This is a genomic window from Amycolatopsis sp. lyj-346, assembly GCF_046548975.1.
Classification (GTDB): Bacteria; Actinomycetota; Actinomycetes; order Mycobacteriales; family Pseudonocardiaceae; genus Amycolatopsis.
Map to the genome: position 1 here is coordinate 712,482 of NZ_JAJPWT010000001.1, position 16,885 is coordinate 729,366.

The window sequence follows — 16,885 nt, forward strand, 5'->3', positions numbered from 1 at the left end:
CCGCACCCGGCGATGCCGAAGGTGTCAGTGCGGCTGTACAGGATCGGCACATCCGGCGAACATCGACTGGTCAAGCCACGCTCGCGGGGGGAGGGATGCTGTGGAGTTCCTGCTCCTCGGCCCGGTCGAGGTCCGGTCGGGAACCGTGCACCTGCAGCTGGCCTCACAGCGGCAGCGCGCGCTGCTTGCCGCCCTCCTGCTGGCGCCCGGCGTAGTGGTTCCACCGCACCGGTTGATCGAGGTGATCTGGGGTGAGACGGCTCCACCGTCGGCACCGGCGAACCTGCGCACCCACGTCGGCCAATTGCGCCGGCAGCTCGCCACGCTGCAAGGCGGTGCCCACCGCATCCACGCCCGGGCCGGTGGCTATCTCATCAAAGTCCAGCCGGATGAGCTCGATGCCGAGCGGTTCGAGCGCCTCGCCGCGGCGGGCCACCGGGCGCTGCTCGCCGGCGATGACGAGTGCGCCGCGGAGACGCTCGAGCGGGCCCTGGCTCTGTGGCGAGGACGACCGTTGGGCAACCTCGCCGCTACCGCCACGGTCGAGGGCGAGACGCAACGGCTGGTCGAGATGCAGCTCGCCGCCGTCGAACACCACTGCCGCGCGCGGCTCAACCTGGGTGCCTGTGCGGACGTGGCCGCCGAGCTCCACCGGCTGGTGGCCGACCACCCGCTGCACGAACGGCTCTGGGCACTGCTGATGCTCGCGCTGGCCGCCGCCGGGCAACAGGCAGCGGCGCTCGACGCCTACGACACGATCAGCAGCAGGCTGGCCGGCGATCTGGGCGCCGAACCGGGCTCCGAGCTGCGCAACGCACATTTGTCCGTGCTGCGGCACCAGGCCATCCCCGAGCCTTGTGCGTTGCGCCCCGCGCAGCTTCCCCGTGCTGCTTCGGGATTTCGTGGACGGCGCACCGAACTGCAGGCGCTCGACCGGCTGCTGCCCGGCGGCGACGGCCCGCGCCTCGGCGTCGTCGTCGGAACCGCCGGGGTCGGCAAATCGGACCTCGTGACGCAGTGGGCGCACCGGGTCCGCGACCGCTTTCCCGACGGGCAGCTGTACGCCGACCTCCGTCGTTCGGCCCGGCCCGGCCCCGTTCTCGTGCGGTTCCTGCGTGCGTTGGGGGTTCCGGCGCGGCAAATCCCCGAGGACCTCGATGAAGCCGCGGCGTTGTACCGATCCGTGCTGGCGGCCAAGTCCGTCCTCTGCGTGCTCGACGACGTGCTCGATCCCGGCCACATCCGGCCGTTGCTGCCTGCGGCGCCGAATTGCGTGGTTCTGGTGACCAGCCGCAACCGGCTCGACGGCCTGGTCGCTTTCGACGGCGCCCAGCACCTCACGCTGGACGTCCTCGATGCGGCTGACGCGGTCGCCGTGCTTGCGACCGCGATCGGTCCCGAACGCGCGGCCCGCGAACCGTCGGCCACCGCCGAACTGGCCGAGACGTGTGCGCGGCTGCCCATCGCCCTGCGCATCGCCGGTGCCCAGCTCCGGTACCGGGCCGCCCGCCGGGTCTCCGACCACCTCGCCGACCTGCATGCCCACGGTGTGCTGGACAGCTTGACGACCGACGGCGGAACCAGCGCGGTCCGGGGCGCCTACGACCTGTCCTACGCCGCGCTCGACACCGCAACCCGCCGTACGTTCCGGCTGCTCGGCCTGGTTCCCGGCCCGGACACGACCCCGGCCGCGGCCGCCGCGCTGACCGGTGCCCCGGCCTCGACGACGGCCCGCCACCTCGAACGGCTGGCCCTGGCCCACCTCGTCCAGGAGCATGCGCCGGGACGCTACCGCCTGCACGAACTCCTCCGCCGGTACGCCGTCGAACGCGCGGACCTCGAGTGCTCCGGGAAAGAACGCGACACGGCGACGCGCGCCCTGCTCGACTACTACCTCGCCCGCACCACTGCCGCCGCCGATCTGCTGTACCCGTTCGTCCTGCGCCAGTCTTCACCGCACCAGCAGTGCGGGTTCGACAGCGAGGAAGCCGCGCGGACGTGGCTCGACGACGAAGTCCCCAACCTCGTCGCGGCGATCCGCCGCGCCCACGCCCACCGGCACCAAGGGCGGACCTGGCAGCTCGTCGACGCCTTCCGCGGCCACTGCATGACAACCTGGCTCGCGGAAGGACCGGAACTGGCCCGGATCGGCCTCGCCGCCGCGGAAGCCACCGGCGAACCAGACCTGCGGGCTGCCGCGCACAACAACCTCGCCGCCACTTGCGCACACCGGTACGACTTCGGACCCGCCATCACCCACTTCGAAGCCGCTCTCCGGCTCTACCGCGCGCTCCGTTTCCAGCGGGGCGTGGTCAGCGTGCTGGAAAACCTGGCCACCCTCCACCTCGTCACCGGCGATCTCGATCGGGCAGGCGCGCTCTTCACCGAGGCGGGCGCCCTCGAACCGGAACGGAACCCGATCTGCCGCCGCAATCTCGGGGTTCTCCACGAACACCGGGGCCGGCTGGCCGAGGCGACCAGGATCCACGCCTCGCGCGCCGCCGGCACGCGTTGTCCGGACGACCTGGTCCTGCTCGCGCGCGTGCGTTTCCGCGCCGCCGATTACGAAACGGCCCTTTGCGCTGCCGAAGAGGCCGCGGAGCTCGCGCGGCGCGCGAACGATCGGTGCACCGAGGCCTATGCGTTCGCGGTGCTCAGCCGAGTCCACGCCGGCACCGGCGACGCTGCCCGCGCCATTCGCCTCGCGGAGGAAGCACTCGAGACCGGGCGCGGCATCGACGACGCCGGCGCCGAGATCGCCGGGTACGCCGCACTCGCGGTGAGCAGGCTCGCCGGCGGTCTCCACGCTCGTGCCCTGCTCAGCGGTCACCACGCCCTTCGCCTCGCCCGTCGAACCGGCATCCGGTTCGACGAGTGTGAAGCGCTCATCACCATCGGGCAGGTCCACCGGGCTGCCGGTTCACCGGAACAGGCCGGCCACTACCTCGGTGCCGCCTCGCAGCTGGCCGAAACTCACGGCTACCACGGGCTTGCCGCCGTCGCAGGTGAGACCTGAGCTACTTGCCGTTATCGCCTTCAACGCGAGCGGGCAAGCGCTTCCGCATGCCGGACGTGCCGTCTCCCAGAAATTGAGAACCCGAGCGGGCCGCCGTGGATTCGCCCACCCTGAAGCGAAATTCCGATCTTCAGGAGAGCCCATGTCGCTGACCGAAGTCATCGAAGGCACCCGCAAGGCCGTTGACGCCGATCCGCACAACGCTGCCGTCTCCTTCAGCGTTGACCACGTTCTCAAGCCCGGGACGAAGACCGAGGTCGAGGTCAAGGTGCGGGACCACCGGTTCACCGTCGACGAACCGGCCGCGCTCGGCGGGACCGACCAGGCCGCCAATCCCGTCGAGTACGCGCTGGCCGCGCTCGGGTCCTGCCAGGTCATCACCTACCAGTTCTGGGCGGCGAAGCGGGGGATCCCGATCGACTCCATCAAGGTCACCGTCGACGGGGACCTCGACCTGCACGGCTTCTTCGGCTTCTCCTTCAACACGCGGCCCGGGTTCGGGGACGTCCGCGTGTCCGTCGAGCTCGAAGGGCCGGCGAGCCGGGAGCGCTACGAAGACCTCAAGCGCGAGGTCGACGAGCACTGCCCGGTGCTCGACCTGTTCCGCAACGAGACGCCGGTCAGCACCAAGCTGACCTAGCCGGAACCTCAGACGAACGTGTGCCGCACGATCGTCTGCTCGCGGCCCGGGCCGACACCGATCGCCGAAATCCGGGCGCCGGACAGCTCTTCCAGGCGCTCGACGTACGCGCGGGCGTTCGCCGGGAGCTCCTCGAACGTGCGGCACGCCGAGATGTCCTCGAACCAGCCCGGGTGCTCTTCGTAGATCGGGATCGCGTGGTGCACGTCGGTCTGCGTCATCGGCATGTCCTGCGTGCGGAATCCGTCGACTTCGTAGCCGACGCACACGGGTACCTTCTCCAGCCCGGACAGCACGTCCAGCTTCGTGAGGAAGTAGTCGGTGATGCCGTTGACGCGCACCGCGTACCGCGCGATCACCGCGTCGAACCAGCCGGTGCGGCGCGAGCGGCCCGTCGTCACGCCGAATTCGCCGCCCTGCTTGCGCAGGTACTCGCCGGACTCGTCGTGCAGCTCGGTCGGGAACGGGCCGGAGCCGACGCGCGTGGTGTAGGCCTTGAGGATGCCGAGGACCGTGCCGATGCGGCCCGGCCCGATGCCGGACCCCGCGCTCGCGCCGCCGGACGTCGGGTTCGACGACGTCACGAACGGGTACGTGCCGTGGTCGACGTCGAGCAGCGTGCCCTGTGACCCCTCCAGCAGCACGGTTTCACCGCGCTCCAGCGCCTGGTTGAGCTGCAGGCGCGTGTCGGCGATGCGGTGCGCGAACTTCTCGCCCGCCGCCAGCACCTCGTCGGCGACCTGGTCGGCGTCCAGCGCCTTGCGGTTGTAGACCTTCACCAGCACCTGGTTCTTGAACTCCAGCGCGGCTTCGACCTTCTGGCGGAAGATCTTCTCGTCGAGCAGGTCCTGCACGCGGACGCCGACGCGGGCGATCTTGTCCTGGTAGCACGGCCCGATGCCGCGGCCGGTGGTGCCGATCTTGCGGCTGCCGAGGTACCGCTCGGTGACTTTGTCGATGGCCACGTGGTACGGCATGATCAGGTGCGCGTCGGCCGAAATCAGCAGCTTGGACGTGTCCACGTCCCGCGCTTCGAGGCCGGAGAGCTCGTCGAGCAGCACGCCGGGGTCCACCACCACGCCGTTCCCGATGACGTTCGTCACGCCCGGGGTCAGGATGCCGGACGGGATGAGGTGCAGGGCGAAGTTTTCGCCGTTCGGCAGGACAACCGTGTGACCGGCGTTGTTGCCACCCTGGTAGCGGACGACCCACTGAACGCGGTCACCCATCAGGTCGGTGGCTTTGCCCTTGCCTTCGTCTCCCCATTGGGCACCGATGAGCACGATGGCCGGCATGTGACACTCCAGGTGTTCGACGACGTGAGGTTTAGTGTCCCGGACGGACACCGGTGGCGCTGCTAAATGCCGGTGCATGAGCGTAACGGAGGACCCGCGGGTGCGCGGAATAGTGGTGGCTTGTGGCGAGGACTCGGCCGGCTTCGAAGAGGTCGACGACGTCGAGTCGATCCGCGTGCCGAGCCGTCCCGGCAAGGCGGAAATCGACCCCTTGCTGGGCGAACACGATCACCTGGTGGTGTCCGGCACGGACGCGGACCTCGCCGCGGTCGTGCTGCGCCTGCTTCGCAAGAACGCGCTCTCCGGCGTGTCGGTCGGGTTCGTGCCGTCGTCGCCGGACTCGGTCGTCGGCGCGCTGTGGGGGCTGCCGAAGACGCCGCTGCGGGCGCTCGCGCTGGCGTTGCGCGGCGAGGTCGACCCGGTACCGCTGATCCGCGACGACGTCGGCGGCGTGCTCGTCGGGCGCGGGCAGCTGCGGATGGTCCGCGGTGTGGCCTACGCCGACGAGCAGGTGGCCCTGCGGGGGCCGGCCGCGTCGATCGAGGTGACGCCGGACCCGGGCGGCCCCGGCTTGGCCGTCCGCGTCGTGAAGGGCACGATCTTCAAGCGGCCGTCGACGCTGTACTCGCGGGCGTTCCAGATCGGCTGCATCCCGACCCGGCCGGTGCGCGACGACGTCGTCCACGAGCGCGCGGTGAACAAGTGGACCTGGTACCGGCACACCGAGGACCTGCGGCTGGTCCGGGGCGCCCTCTGATCGTCACCGCAACGGTGGCCCGTGAGTAACGCGGTGTTCATTGACGGCCAGCAGCATGTCACCTATACGTGTTGTACGCGCCACTCTCGTGCCTCAAGGTTAGTTGTCCCCACTTCTAACCCGGAGGCAGCAAGATGCCAACCAGGCGTACTGTTCGTCATTCGTTCACCATTCTCGCCGTCACCGCGTTGCTGTCCGGCACCCTGGCCGGCGTCGCCGACGCGACCCCGCCGGGCATCCCGTCGGCCACCACGGCGAAGTCCGAGCTCGCGACCCTGACCGTCAAGGCCGACGGCTCGCAGACCGGCTACAGCCGCGACAAGTTCCCGCACTGGATCGACCAGGGCAGCAGCTGCAACACCCGCGAAGTGGTGCTCAAGCGCGACGGCACGAACGTGGTGACCGGGTCCGACTGCGCCGCGACCTCCGGGAAGTGGGTCAGCCCCTACGACGGCGCGACCTGGACCGTGGCGTCCGATGTGGACATCGACCACGTCGTGCCGCTGGCCGACGCGTGGCGCACCGGCGCGTCGTCGTGGACGACCGAGCAGCGCCGGGCGTTCGCGAACGACCTCACCGACCCGCAGCTGATCGCCGTGACCGACAACGTCAACCAGGAGAAGGGCGACAAGTCGCCCGACCAGTGGAAGCCGCCGCTGGTCGGCTACTGGTGCACCTACGCGAAGATGTGGGTCGCGGTGAAGTACAAGTTCAAGCTGACGATCAACTCCGCCGAGAAGACCGCGCTGACGGACATGCTCAACCGCTGCTGACGCCGGTACGCTGCGGCGGTGCGGATCCTCTTCACGTGCCGCCCGGCGTACGGCCACCTCTTTCCCCTGCTCCCCTTGGCGAACGCGGCACGCGCGGCCGGGCACCAGGTCGTCTTCGGCACCGGCGAGGCGTTCGTGCCGAAGGTGCGTGAGCTCGGCTTCGAGGCCCACCGCGTCGGCATCTCCATCGGCGACGCGGAAGCCGAGGCCAAGCGGCGGCACGGCGAGGACGCCGGCTTCCTCGACGTCGGCATCACGATGTTCGCCGAGCTGCTTCCCCAGGCGACGATGGCCGACCTGCGCCCGCTGCTGCCCGGGCTGCGGCCGGATCTGGTGGTTTACGAACAGAGTGACGTCGGCGCGGGTGCGCTGGCGCGGCAGGCGGGTGTCCCGGCTGCCTCGCTGGTGATCGGCCGGTCGATGCCGCCGGAGGTGCTCGCGGTGGCGGCCGAGCGGCTGGCGCCGCTCTGGGGTGCCCGGCCCGCGGACGCCATGCTCGGCGACGCCTGCATCGACGTCTGGCCCGACAGCGTCCGCGACCCGGGCACGGCGGCCGTGCCGACGGTGTTCCGGATGCGCCCGACGCAGTACAACGCCGCCGTCCCGCTGCCGCCGCTCCCGCGGGACGGCTTCGTGTACCTGACCCTGGGCACCGTGGTCTTCGGGGCGACGCAGGTGCTGCGCGGGGCGATCGCCGCACTGGCACGGCTGCCGGTGGACGTGCTGGTGGCGGTCGGCCCCGGCGATCCCGCGGCGCTGGGCGAGCTGCCGGAACGGGTGCGGGTGGCGGGTTTCGTGCCGCAGGCCGAGGTGCTGCGGCACGCGGGCCTGGTGGTGCACCACGGCGGCACCGGGACGGTGCTCGGCACGCTCGCCGCCGGCCTGCCGCAGCTGATCCTGCCCCAGGGCGCCGACCAGTTCGCGAACGCGGAGACGCTGTCGGCACTCGGCGCGGCCAAGGCCCTGGCAGGCGAGGACATCCGGATCGACGCGATCGAGGCGGCGGCCCGCGAGCTGCTGGACGACCCGGCGGCGCGGGAGGTCGCTCGGGCCGTTGCGGCCGAGATCGCCGGAATGCCCGCCCCGGAGCAGGTTCTCGGCGAGCTGGTCGCCTGGGCCTCGTGAGGGGCGCTAACCCGGATCACCACTCACGAGCGCCAGGATTTCCCGCGCCACCGCGTCGTTCTGGCGGAAGGACAACGCGTTCGTCCGCGGCCGGGTGAAGGCGGCCGCCGAGCGGGCGCTCGTGTGGGGGCCCACCGCGAACCGGTGCGGGTGCGGGCGGCCGGCACCGTCGAGCAGCCGGGAATCCGACACCCGCGTGTGGATGCGGCCCGACGGGAGCCGGGCGCCGGTCACCGGGTCCGCCACCGTCTCTTCCGCCAGCTCACCCGCGTCGCGCAGCTGCCGGAGCAGGCCGTCGGCCGCGCGGGTCACGCTCGGCTCCGGCAGCCGCGCCTCGATCAGCGTGCGGGCCTCGACGACCTCCGGGTGGCTCGCCGACGACGCCACGAAGACGCCGCGTTCCGCCGTGACCCGCATTTCCGCACCGGCAAAGGAAACCAGCCCGGCTTCGTGCAGCGCCAGCAACTCCTCCAGGCGGCGCGGAGGCGGACCGCTGGCGTAGTAGGAGAAGAACCCGTGGAACCAGCCGTCCACATCGGACACCTGCGACCCGGCGCCGAGGCGTCCTTTTTGGATCAGGACGGGCAGCTGGCCGTACACCGACAGCAACGCCATGAAGGCACCGAGGTCGGCACTGAACTCCTGATCCGCCCGGCGCGCCAGGTCCGCTTCGATGTACTTGCGCAGTTCCTTCCCGAACTCCTCCGCCGTGCCGAACCCGCGGCCCGCCATCGGCCGGTCCAGCCGGTCGAGGTCGAGCCGGTCGACCTCGGCCGGTACCGCCCGCGCGACGAGGTCCCGCATGGACGGCGAATCCCAGGCCAGGTCGGCGAAGGCGTCGGCGAACACGGCGAAGTCCATGCGGACGCGGCCGGGGTGCCCGGTGAACAGCTCGCTGTAGTAACCCCAGGCCAGTTCCTTCGCGATCAGCGGCCAGACGTCCCGGCGGAAGTCGAGGACGGGCCCGGCCAGCGCGTCGATCGCGTAGGCGTCGAAGAACCTGGGCAGCCGCAACGGTTTCCCGCGCGGCCGGTAGCCGATCTTCGCGTGGTAGGGCACCCCGCGCCGCGAGCCGACGTGCAGCACCGGCTCGGCGCCGCTCGGGTGGTAGCGGAGGCCGCCGCACGGGAGGTCCTCGAACCGCCCGCCGCGGCCCTCGGTCAGCAGCAGCATCAGATCGACGAACGCCAGCCCGAACCCGCGCACCAGCACGGTTTCGCCCGGCTCGACACCGGCGTAGTCGACGTCGGCGGTGTAGCCGGCCGGGTAGTAGGACAACCCGTGCCGCGCGGCGAACGCCACCAGCTCGCGCTCCCGCTCGCCGGGTTCCGCGTCGAGGTGGCCGACGGTGAAGACGACGGCGTCCGCGACGATCGCCGTTCCGTCGGACAGGCTGACGGTGCGGCCGTCGACCCCGGTTGCGCGGACCGCGTGCTCGACGACGTCGATGCCTTCGGGCAGGTCTTCGACGACCTTCCGGTACACCCAGGTCAGGTAGGCGCTCTGCAGGCGCCGGGTGGGGAAGTCGAAGGCGCCGAGCGCCGACAGCTCGACGGCGACGTCGGGCGGCACGTCGGCGTCGCGCCCGCCGTCACGCACCTTCCGCGCCCACTCCAGCAGCGACGGCCCCGGCCACACCGGGCCGGCCATCTTCACCGAGGAGTCGGTGAACATCGTGACGTCCTCGGGCATGGAGTTCATCCGCAGCAGGGGTGACTGGTCGTAGCGCCACACCCGGCCGGGCCCCGGCGGGAACGGGTCGATCAGGTGCACCTCGAGCCGACGGCCGCGCAGCAGTTCTCCGGCGTTCGCGCCGAGCCGTTCGAGGATGCCGACCCCGCGGGGTCCGGCGCCCACGACAGCCAGGGTGAACGGCGGGAGATCGGCCACGAACCCGAAGCTACGCCGGGGTTCCGGCGCGGGAAGCCGTTCCCACAGAGCGGAATCGCCGGCGCGACCAATCCACCCCGGCCCGCGGCTCCGAATTCCCCGGGCACCGGCGAAAGGAGCTCCGTTGTCCCTCGTCCACTTAGGCGCCCGGGCCTCGACCACCGCCCTCCACCTGCGAATACTTGGCTGATGAGATCGGTTCGCCGCACCGCGTCCACACCGCGCAGGACGTGGTCGGCACCCTCCTCCGGGGGCACTGGGCGATCTTCGCCCACGAATGGGCCGATCCGGACGGGATCGACCCGGAGCACTGGCGGGACGTCGTCGAGGCCGCCGCGGAGGCGGCCGGGGTCGACGTCGAGTTCGTGGTCATCCCGCGCCGGTCCCTGACCGTCGTGTTCAACCGGGCGGCGCCGCCCACCTTCGAGCAGGTCCGCGCGTCGATCGAGGTCATCGAACGTGCGCGCGGCCCACGCTGACCTTCCGTTCCCCCGGTAGCCACCTCGCGCACGCGAGGTGGCTACTTTTGCCTCTGGCGACCGACCAGGCGGTACGGAATGATCGATTGGTGACTCCTGGGCCACCGGTCAGACACTGCGGGCTATCGTCTGACCCGTTCGGGGAGCTCCGTGACGCCTTGGATACCAGCGAAAGAACCTAGAGATTTACCAACAGTCACGGGACACTGGCTGGGGTAACTCACGTACCGTGACCGCCTCATGACCGACTGGTCGTCTCGTCACCGGAGGTCATGGGACGCCGCGGTCTGTCAAGAGGTCGGGAGAAAACGCATGGCAGCACCGCCGGATCGCGTCACGTTCCGCGAGGTGTTCGGGATCGCCGAGTTCCGGGCGCTGTGGTTCGGCGAGCTGCTCTCGATCGCCGGCGACCAGCTGGCCAGGGTCGCGCTGTCCATCCTCGTGTTCACCGGGACGAACTCCGCGACGCTCACCGGCTTGACCTACGCCCTGACGTACGCGCCGTCGCTGCTGGGCGGCATCTTCCTGACCGGCTTCGCCGACCGCTTCCCCCGCCGCAGCGTGATGGTGCTCGTCGACCTGCTGCGGGCGGCCCTGATCCTGCTGGTCGCCCTGCCCGGCATGCCGTTCTGGCTGATGTGCGTGCTGGTCGGCGGCGTTTCCCTGGTCAACCCGCCGTTCAAGGCGTCACAGCTGGCCCTGCTGCCGCAGGTGCTCGAAGGCGACCGGTTCGTCGTCGGCATGGGCATCCGGAGCATGACCGTGCAGAGCGCCCAGCTGCTCGGCTTCGCCGGCGGCGGCGCGCTGCTGCTCGCCCTCGACCCGCACGTGGCGCTGATCGTCGACGCCGCCACCTTCGTGCTGTCGGCCGTTTTCGTGCGCTTCGGCGTCCGCGCCCGGCCGGCCGCGGCGACCGGCGAGCAGCGCAAGTCCTTCTTCGCGACGCTCGGTGGCGGCGGCCGGACGGCGTTCGCGAGCTCGCCGCTGCGGACGCTGGTGCTGTTCACCTGGCTGATGGGGCTGCTGCCGGTCTACGAGGGCATCGCCGCGCCGTACGTCACGGCGGCGGGCGGCGGCCCCGAAACGATCGGCCTGCTGCTCGCGGCCGACCCGATCGGCAGCGTCATCGCGACCTTCGCCTACACGCGCTGGGTGCCCGCGCGGCTGCGGCCGAAGCTGATCGGCCCGTTCTCGGCGCTGTGCGCCGTGCCGCTGGTGCTCTGCTTCCTGAACCCCGGCCCGGTCTCGTCGATCGTCCTGTTCGTCATCTCCGGCGGGCTGGGCACGGTCTGCCTGCTGCAGGCGACCGCGTCACTGACCCTGGCGGTGCCCGACGAGCAGCGGGCGCAGGTGATGGGCCTGTCCAACACGGGCCTGACCACGATGATGGGCATCAGCCCGCTGATCGGCGGCGTGCTCGCGGATCAGCTGACTCCGCATTCGACGGTCGGGATCTTCGGCATCGCCGGAATCCTGCTCACCCTCCCGCTCGCGGTGCTCTGGACCCGCGCGCTGTCGGGCGAGCCGGAACGATGGATCGACAAAGAAGCCGCACGCGCCGAACATGCTTGACATGCTCCGCGCGTGGGCTTGACCTGCGCGACCTTGCGGTGCGCTGTGCGGTCACTGATCTTTGCCGCGCATCGCTGGCCACCTCTCGTTCCGGTGTCAAACAAAAAGTACACACCGAAAGCCCTTGTGGACAGCACGCGAACGGTCTGAAACTGTCCGTGAGTAGATTGTCACTGATCACCTGCGCAAGGGGCTGGGGGAAAAATGGTCACATCGGGGGAACGATCTGGACAAGCCACGGCTCGTGGTGTTGCCGATTGGGCACTGTGGACCCGGCCACGAGCCTGGGTCGCCGTCACACTCACCGCGATCGCCGTCATGCTGGCTTGGACCACGGCCGCGACGCTCACGATCCCGGTCACGCTCGCGAACTTGGGGACGTTCGCGCTGCTCACCGCCCTGGCGGTGGCCCAGACCGAGGTCAGCAGGCGCATCGAGCGCCAGCGCCGGATCCTGAGCAACGGCCCGCACATCAACATGACGTCGGTCTGGCTGCTGCCCGCCGGGCTGCTGGTGCCGCCGCAGCTGGTGGCCGTCCTGGGCACCGTGCTCTACGTCTACCTCGCGTTCCGCAGCTGGTCCGGTACCCGCCCGGGTGAGGCCCACCGCGTCGCGGCGAACGCGACCACGATGATCCTGTCCGGCTTCGCCGCCGGCCTGGTCGCGGAGCTGTTCAGCGGGCACGGGATGGTGGCCGTCGCACTGGCCGCCGTCGCGTTCTTCACCACCAACACCGCCCTCACCGGGCTCGGCCTGTACCTGGCCGCCCCGGAGAAGGCGACCGTCGAGGGCTGCCTCGGCAACATGGACGACAACCTGCTGGAGCTGGCCACCCTGTGCGTCGGCGGCCTGCTCGTGATGGTCCTGACCACCGAGCCGCTGCTGTCGGTGCTCGTCATCCTGCCGCTGTACGTGCTGCAGCGGTCCGTGCTGATCAAGCGGCTGGAAGAGCTGGCCACCACGGACCAGAAGACGCAGCTGCTCAACGCCACCACCTGGCAGGACGGCGCGCAGCGCGAGATCTCGCGCGCGCAGCGGGAGAACGGCAGCTTCGGCGCCATGATGATCGACCTCGACCACTTCAAGCGGATCAACGACACCTACGGGCACCTCGCCGGGGACGACGTGCTCAAGGCGGTCGCCGCCGTCGTCAAGCAGGAGACCAGGGCGCACGACCTGGTCGGCCGGTTCGGCGGCGAGGAGTTCGTCGCGCTGCTGCCGTCGACGTCCAAAGAAGACGCGATCGTCACGGCGGAGCGGATCCGGCAACGGGTCAGCGAGCTGATCATCAGCACCAAGACCAACGAGGGCGCCGCCGTCGACATCGAACGGCAGACGGCGTCGATCGGCGTCGCCGCCTACCCGCTGGACGGTTCGTCCATCGAGGAGGTGATGGCGTCCGCCGACGCAGCGGTGTACGCGGCCAAACACGGCGGACGCAACCGGGTGGTGGGCTCGGCCGCGGCGGTACTGGCCCCGGCTTAGCGCCCTTACCGCAACCGCTCGATGACGTCGCTCGCCTTGGTCTGCAGGCGGGCGACGCCGCCCACGGTGAATTCGGTGAGCAGGTCGATCAGGGCGTCCTGGTCCGGCGGCTCGCCGTCCCAGGTGGCCTGGACCAGTGACTCGGTCATCGCGAAGAACAGCGTGACGAGCGCGCGGTCCGCGCGGCCGGAGTCGATGCCGTGCGCGGCCCACCGCTTGCGGCTGGCTTCGGCGTAGACGACGGCCAGCCTCTCCCTCAACCGGGTGAGAGCCGGGTCGCCCGCGCGCTCGGCCGCGCGAAGCACGCCGTACCCCTCGGGGTGGTCGGCGACGAAGGTGACCATGTTGGCGTAGTTGGCCCGCGCCCAGGCCCGCAGGCCGGGCTGCTCGTCGGCCACCGACGGCCCCGCGATGGCGGTGAACGCCCGCTCCTCGGTTTCCGCCACGACCTCGGCGAACAGCGTCGCCCGGTCGCCGAACTGTTCGTAGACGGCCTGGCGCGAGACGCCGGCTTCGCGCGCGATCTGCTCGATCGTCGCGCCCTGCATCCCGTGCTGCCCGACGACCCGCGCCGTCGCCTGCAGCACGCGGGCGCGCTGCTCCGAAACCGGGAGCTTGCGCGGCCGCCCACGCGGAGCCGGGCTTGACATGGTGGTCCACCTCACGTGATTCTTTTTCCGACACCTCTGTCCAAAAAGGTGTTCCCCCACGCACCCGCCCTGCTCAACGAGGAGCACGCATGCGTATCTTCCCCCGCCGCGCCCGATCCGCGGCCGTCGCCACGGTTTCCGTGCTGGCCTTGGCGACACTCGGCCCGCCCCAGGCCTCCGCCGCGTCCTTCTACGATCCGCCGTCCCCCCTGCCCGCCGGCGCCAACGGTGACGTCATCCGGCACCAGCCGTCGACGTTCTACATCGACCCGATCCAGCTGATCAAGGCCGACGCGAGCGTGCAGCGGATCATGTACCGCAGCACCGACACGCACGGCTCGCCGATCGCCGTCACCGGCACGGTGCTGACCCCGCGGTCGGCGTGGCACGGCAGCGGGGTGCGCCCGATCGTCTCCTACGCCGTCGGCACCCAGGGCGAGGGCGACGACTGCGCCCCGTCGAAAGCGCTTGCCGCGGGCTTCGAGTACGAAGGGCCGTTCATCGCCGGGCTGCTGACCCGGGGCTACGGCGTCGTCGTCACGGACTACGAGGGGCTGGGCACGCCCGGGGACCACACGTACGTCAACCGCGCGTCGGAGGGCCACGCCGTGCTCGACGCGATCCGCGCGGCGCAGCGGCTACCGGAGGCGGGGCTCCCGGACGACGGCCCGGTCGCGATCGCCGGCTACTCCCAGGGCGGTGGCGCGTCGGCCGCGGCGGCGGAACTGCAGCCGAGCTACGCGCCCGAGCTGAAGCTGAAGGGCGCGTACGCGGGGGCGGTGCCGGCGGACCTGGCTTCGGTGGCCAAGAACCTCGACGGTCACTACGCGGTCGGCTTCCTCGGCTTCGCGCTGGTGAGCATGAACTACGCGTACCCGGAGCTGAACATCCCGGCGCTGCTCAACGCCCGCGGGAAGCAGCTGTTCGAGCAGGTCCGGACCGAGTGCACGGTGGAGGCGATCGCGGCGCACGCGTTCACGCAGTCCTCGACGCTGACCACCGACGGCCGCTCGCTCGTCGCCTACCTCGGGGAGGAGCCGTACCGGTCGCGGGTGGCCGAGCAGAAGATCGGGACGCTGAAGCCGACGGCGCCGGTGCTGATCGTCCACAGCGCGCTCGACGACATCGTGCCCTACGCGCAGGACCGCGACCTGGGCCGGACGTGGTGCGGCAAGGGCGTGAAGGTGCAGTTCAGCACGTCGCTGGTGCCGACGCACGTGCTCGGCGCGGTGCGGGCGTACCCGGAGGCGTTCGCCTGGCTCGAGGGCCGCTTCGCCGGCCTGCCGGCACCGGTCAACTGCGGCTGGTTCTGAGGTCTCTCCCGCAGCCGGTCGTGAGTGGTAACCGGGTTACCACTCACGACCAGTGGGTCACTTCAGGCCGGTGGCTTCCGCGGCGGCGGGGTCGGAGTCGGCCAGGAACGTCCGGCAGCGCTCGTGCTCCTCGGCCTCGCCGATCTTCCCGGCGGCCTTGCCGAGCACGGCGAGGGCGCGGAGGAACCCCTGGTTGGGGCGGTGCGCCCAGGGCACCGGACCGAAGCCCTTCCAGCCCGCGCGGCGCAGCTGGTCGAGACCCCGGTGGTAGCCGGTGCGGGCGTACGCGTACGCGGCGACGGTCTCGCCCGCGTCGAAGGCCTTCTCGGCCAGCGAAGCCCACGCCTCGCTGTAGTAGGGGTGTTCGGCCGCGACGGTGGCCGGGTCCGTCCCGGCGTCGAGCGCGGCCTGGGCGGCGGTGTGCTCGGGCAGCAGCGTCGGCTCGGGGCCGAGCAGGTTGTGCGTCATGGCACCCATTCTGCCCACCCCCGCGGATCAGAAGAACAAGCCCACGAGAATCCCGCCGCCGGCCAGCACCAGCGCGGCGACGAGCACCGCCGCGACAACTCGTTTCGGCATCATGGCGGCACACCATGCCAAGCCGCGGCGGGGAAAAGCAAATTGCCCACCCGTAGGGGTGAACCCGGATTTTCGCGTCGTTTGCCACCGTCTTGGCCCACTCGTGACCATGACCGGCCATGATGTCGGGCATGGCCAAGGCAGTCGACGTCCCGGTGGACGTGATCCCGCGCAGTCCGATCGGCAAGACGCGGCTGTTCTTCACCCGGCACTGGCACCGCGGCGCCCCCGGGCAGCCGACGCCGGACTGGGTGCTCCGGTTCTGCTACGGGATGTGGCTGGCGGCGTTCGCGTTCAAGCTGGTCGGCTCGTCGTGGGACATGTCGTGGCACTTCATGTGGCTGCGCGACGACCTGGCCCCGCCGCACCTGATCAACACCGTCGGCACGGTGATCATCGTGGTGCTGGTGGCGATCCACAGCTACACGGGCCTCGGCGCCGACAAGACGTCTCTGCGGCTGATGCAGATCGGCCTGCTGATGTTCCTGATCGCGGCGCCCCTCGACGTCATCAACCACCGCGTCAACGGCCTCGACCTGACCGCGTGGAGCCCGTCGCACATGATGCTCTACCTGGGCACGGGCATCATGCAGGCCGGCGTCCTGCTGGGCTGGCTGCGGGCGGCGCCCCCGGGCCGGTTCCGCACCGGCGTGCTGCTCGCGCTGTGGGCGTTCTTCCTGGAGAACACGTTCTTCCCGAACGGCCAGCAGGAGTACGGCATCCTCGGCCTGCGCGCCTGGGAGCGCGGGGAGCCGGAGGCGGAGCAGTCGCTGCTGGACTTCGCGGCCAACCAGATCGGCCACCCGGTCGACCGGACGGCCGTGCTGCACTTCACGATGCCGATCCCGGAGTGGGTGTACCCGTTGTGGGGCATCGGCGTGATGGCGCTGATCCTGGTGCTCGCCCGCAAGACGTTGGGCTTCCGCTGGGCGGCATCGTCGGTGGCTCTCGGTTACGTCGCCTACCGGTCGGTGATGTGGCCGCTGCTGCTCGGGATGGGCTTCCCGGTGTCGACGGTGCCGTTCTACCTGCTCTTCGTGGGCCTGGCGGTGGATCTGGCGTTCGCGATGAGCCATGGCGTAGTGCGGGCGGCCGCGGGAGCGCTGCTGGTGACGGCGTTCGGGTACGGCGCGTTCTGGCTGCAGTCGCAGTTCAGGCCGTGGGTCCTGGGCGACGCCCACACGGAGTCGGCACCCCCGGCGGCCTACTGGACGGCGCTGGTGGTGCTCGGCGGGGTGTTCGTGCTGTGGGCCGCGGCCGGTCCGGCGACCCGGCGGTGGAACTCCCGGAAGACAAGCCTGTAGCACCACG

General features: G+C 70.8%; 14 protein-coding genes. 10 read left to right on the top strand and 4 right to left on the bottom strand.

What is annotated here, in order from left to right:
* Nucleotides 1–100 precede the first annotated feature (100 nt).
* Complete coding sequence (locus ACLJQE_RS03545; protein ID WP_410637461.1) at nt 101–3,016, top strand: BTAD domain-containing putative transcriptional regulator; 2,916 nt, start codon at nt 101–103, stop codon at nt 3,014–3,016.
* A 142-nt stretch (nt 3,017–3,158) separates the two neighbouring features.
* Nucleotides 3,159–3,656 (top strand): OsmC family protein, encoded by a 498-nt coding sequence (locus tag ACLJQE_RS03550; protein ID WP_410637462.1) that lies wholly within the window; start codon nt 3,159–3,161, stop codon nt 3,654–3,656.
* 8 nt (nt 3,657–3,664) lie between these two features.
* On the opposite strand, the gene ACLJQE_RS03555 is transcribed toward ACLJQE_RS03550, so the two are convergent.
* Nucleotides 3,665–4,951: an adenylosuccinate synthase gene (locus ACLJQE_RS03555; protein WP_410637463.1), complete on the bottom strand. Its 1,287-nt coding sequence runs from the start codon at nt 4,949–4,951 to the stop codon at nt 3,665–3,667.
* Nucleotides 4,952–5,063: 112 nt separating this feature from the next.
* On the opposite strand from ACLJQE_RS03555, the gene ACLJQE_RS03560 reads away from it, so the two are divergent.
* From ACLJQE_RS03560 to ACLJQE_RS03570, 3 genes are all read left to right on the top strand, one after another.
* Nucleotides 5,064–5,708, top strand: a complete 645-nt coding sequence (locus tag ACLJQE_RS03560; RefSeq protein ID WP_410638301.1) for a hypothetical protein — start codon at nt 5,064–5,066, stop codon at nt 5,706–5,708.
* A 134-nt stretch (nt 5,709–5,842) separates the two neighbouring features.
* On the top strand, nt 5,843–6,481 hold the full coding sequence (locus ACLJQE_RS03565; protein ID WP_410637464.1) for an HNH endonuclease family protein: 639 nt from the start codon (nt 5,843–5,845) through the stop codon (nt 6,479–6,481).
* A gap of 18 nt (nt 6,482–6,499) precedes the next feature.
* A complete protein-coding gene (locus ACLJQE_RS03570) occupies nt 6,500–7,606 on the top strand; it encodes a glycosyltransferase (protein WP_410637465.1) in 1,107 nt (368 codons plus the stop codon).
* Nucleotides 7,607–7,612: 6 nt separating this feature from the next.
* Here ACLJQE_RS03570 and ACLJQE_RS03575 read toward each other — a convergent pair whose 3' ends face one another.
* Nucleotides 7,613–9,496, bottom strand: a complete 1,884-nt coding sequence (locus tag ACLJQE_RS03575) for an FAD/NAD(P)-binding protein (protein WP_410637466.1) — start codon at nt 9,494–9,496, stop codon at nt 7,613–7,615.
* Nucleotides 9,497–9,678: 182 nt separating this feature from the next.
* On the opposite strand from ACLJQE_RS03575, the gene ACLJQE_RS03580 reads away from it, so the two are divergent.
* From ACLJQE_RS03580 to ACLJQE_RS03590, 3 genes are all read left to right on the top strand, one after another.
* The gene (locus ACLJQE_RS03580) at nt 9,679–9,975 is read left to right on the top strand and encodes a hypothetical protein (protein ID WP_410637467.1); all 297 of its coding nucleotides are present in this window, start codon (nt 9,679–9,681) and stop codon (nt 9,973–9,975) included.
* A gap of 312 nt (nt 9,976–10,287) precedes the next feature.
* On the top strand, nt 10,288–11,547 hold the full coding sequence (locus ACLJQE_RS03585) for an MFS transporter (RefSeq protein ID WP_410637468.1): 1,260 nt from the start codon (nt 10,288–10,290) through the stop codon (nt 11,545–11,547).
* 321 nt (nt 11,548–11,868) lie between these two features.
* Entirely contained in the window at nt 11,869–13,032 is a 1,164-nt protein-coding gene (locus ACLJQE_RS03590; RefSeq protein ID WP_410638302.1) for a GGDEF domain-containing protein, read from the top strand.
* Between the two features lie 5 nt (nt 13,033–13,037).
* On the opposite strand, the gene ACLJQE_RS03595 is transcribed toward ACLJQE_RS03590, so the two are convergent.
* The gene (locus tag ACLJQE_RS03595; protein ID WP_410637469.1) at nt 13,038–13,682 is read right to left on the bottom strand and encodes a TetR/AcrR family transcriptional regulator; all 645 of its coding nucleotides are present in this window, start codon (nt 13,680–13,682) and stop codon (nt 13,038–13,040) included.
* A gap of 89 nt (nt 13,683–13,771) precedes the next feature.
* On the opposite strand from ACLJQE_RS03595, the gene ACLJQE_RS03600 reads away from it, so the two are divergent.
* Complete coding sequence (locus ACLJQE_RS03600) at nt 13,772–14,995, top strand: lipase family protein (RefSeq protein WP_410637470.1); 1,224 nt, start codon at nt 13,772–13,774, stop codon at nt 14,993–14,995.
* A gap of 57 nt (nt 14,996–15,052) precedes the next feature.
* Here ACLJQE_RS03600 and ACLJQE_RS03605 read toward each other — a convergent pair whose 3' ends face one another.
* Nucleotides 15,053–15,463 (bottom strand): DUF3151 domain-containing protein, encoded by a 411-nt coding sequence (locus ACLJQE_RS03605; protein WP_410637471.1) that lies wholly within the window; start codon nt 15,461–15,463, stop codon nt 15,053–15,055.
* Nucleotides 15,464–15,705: 242 nt separating this feature from the next.
* Here ACLJQE_RS03605 and ACLJQE_RS03610 point away from each other — a divergent pair, with 242 nt between their 5' ends.
* Nucleotides 15,706–16,878 (top strand): hypothetical protein, encoded by a 1,173-nt coding sequence (locus ACLJQE_RS03610; RefSeq protein ID WP_410637472.1) that lies wholly within the window; start codon nt 15,706–15,708, stop codon nt 16,876–16,878.
* The last annotated feature ends 7 nt before the right edge of the window (nt 16,879–16,885 follow it).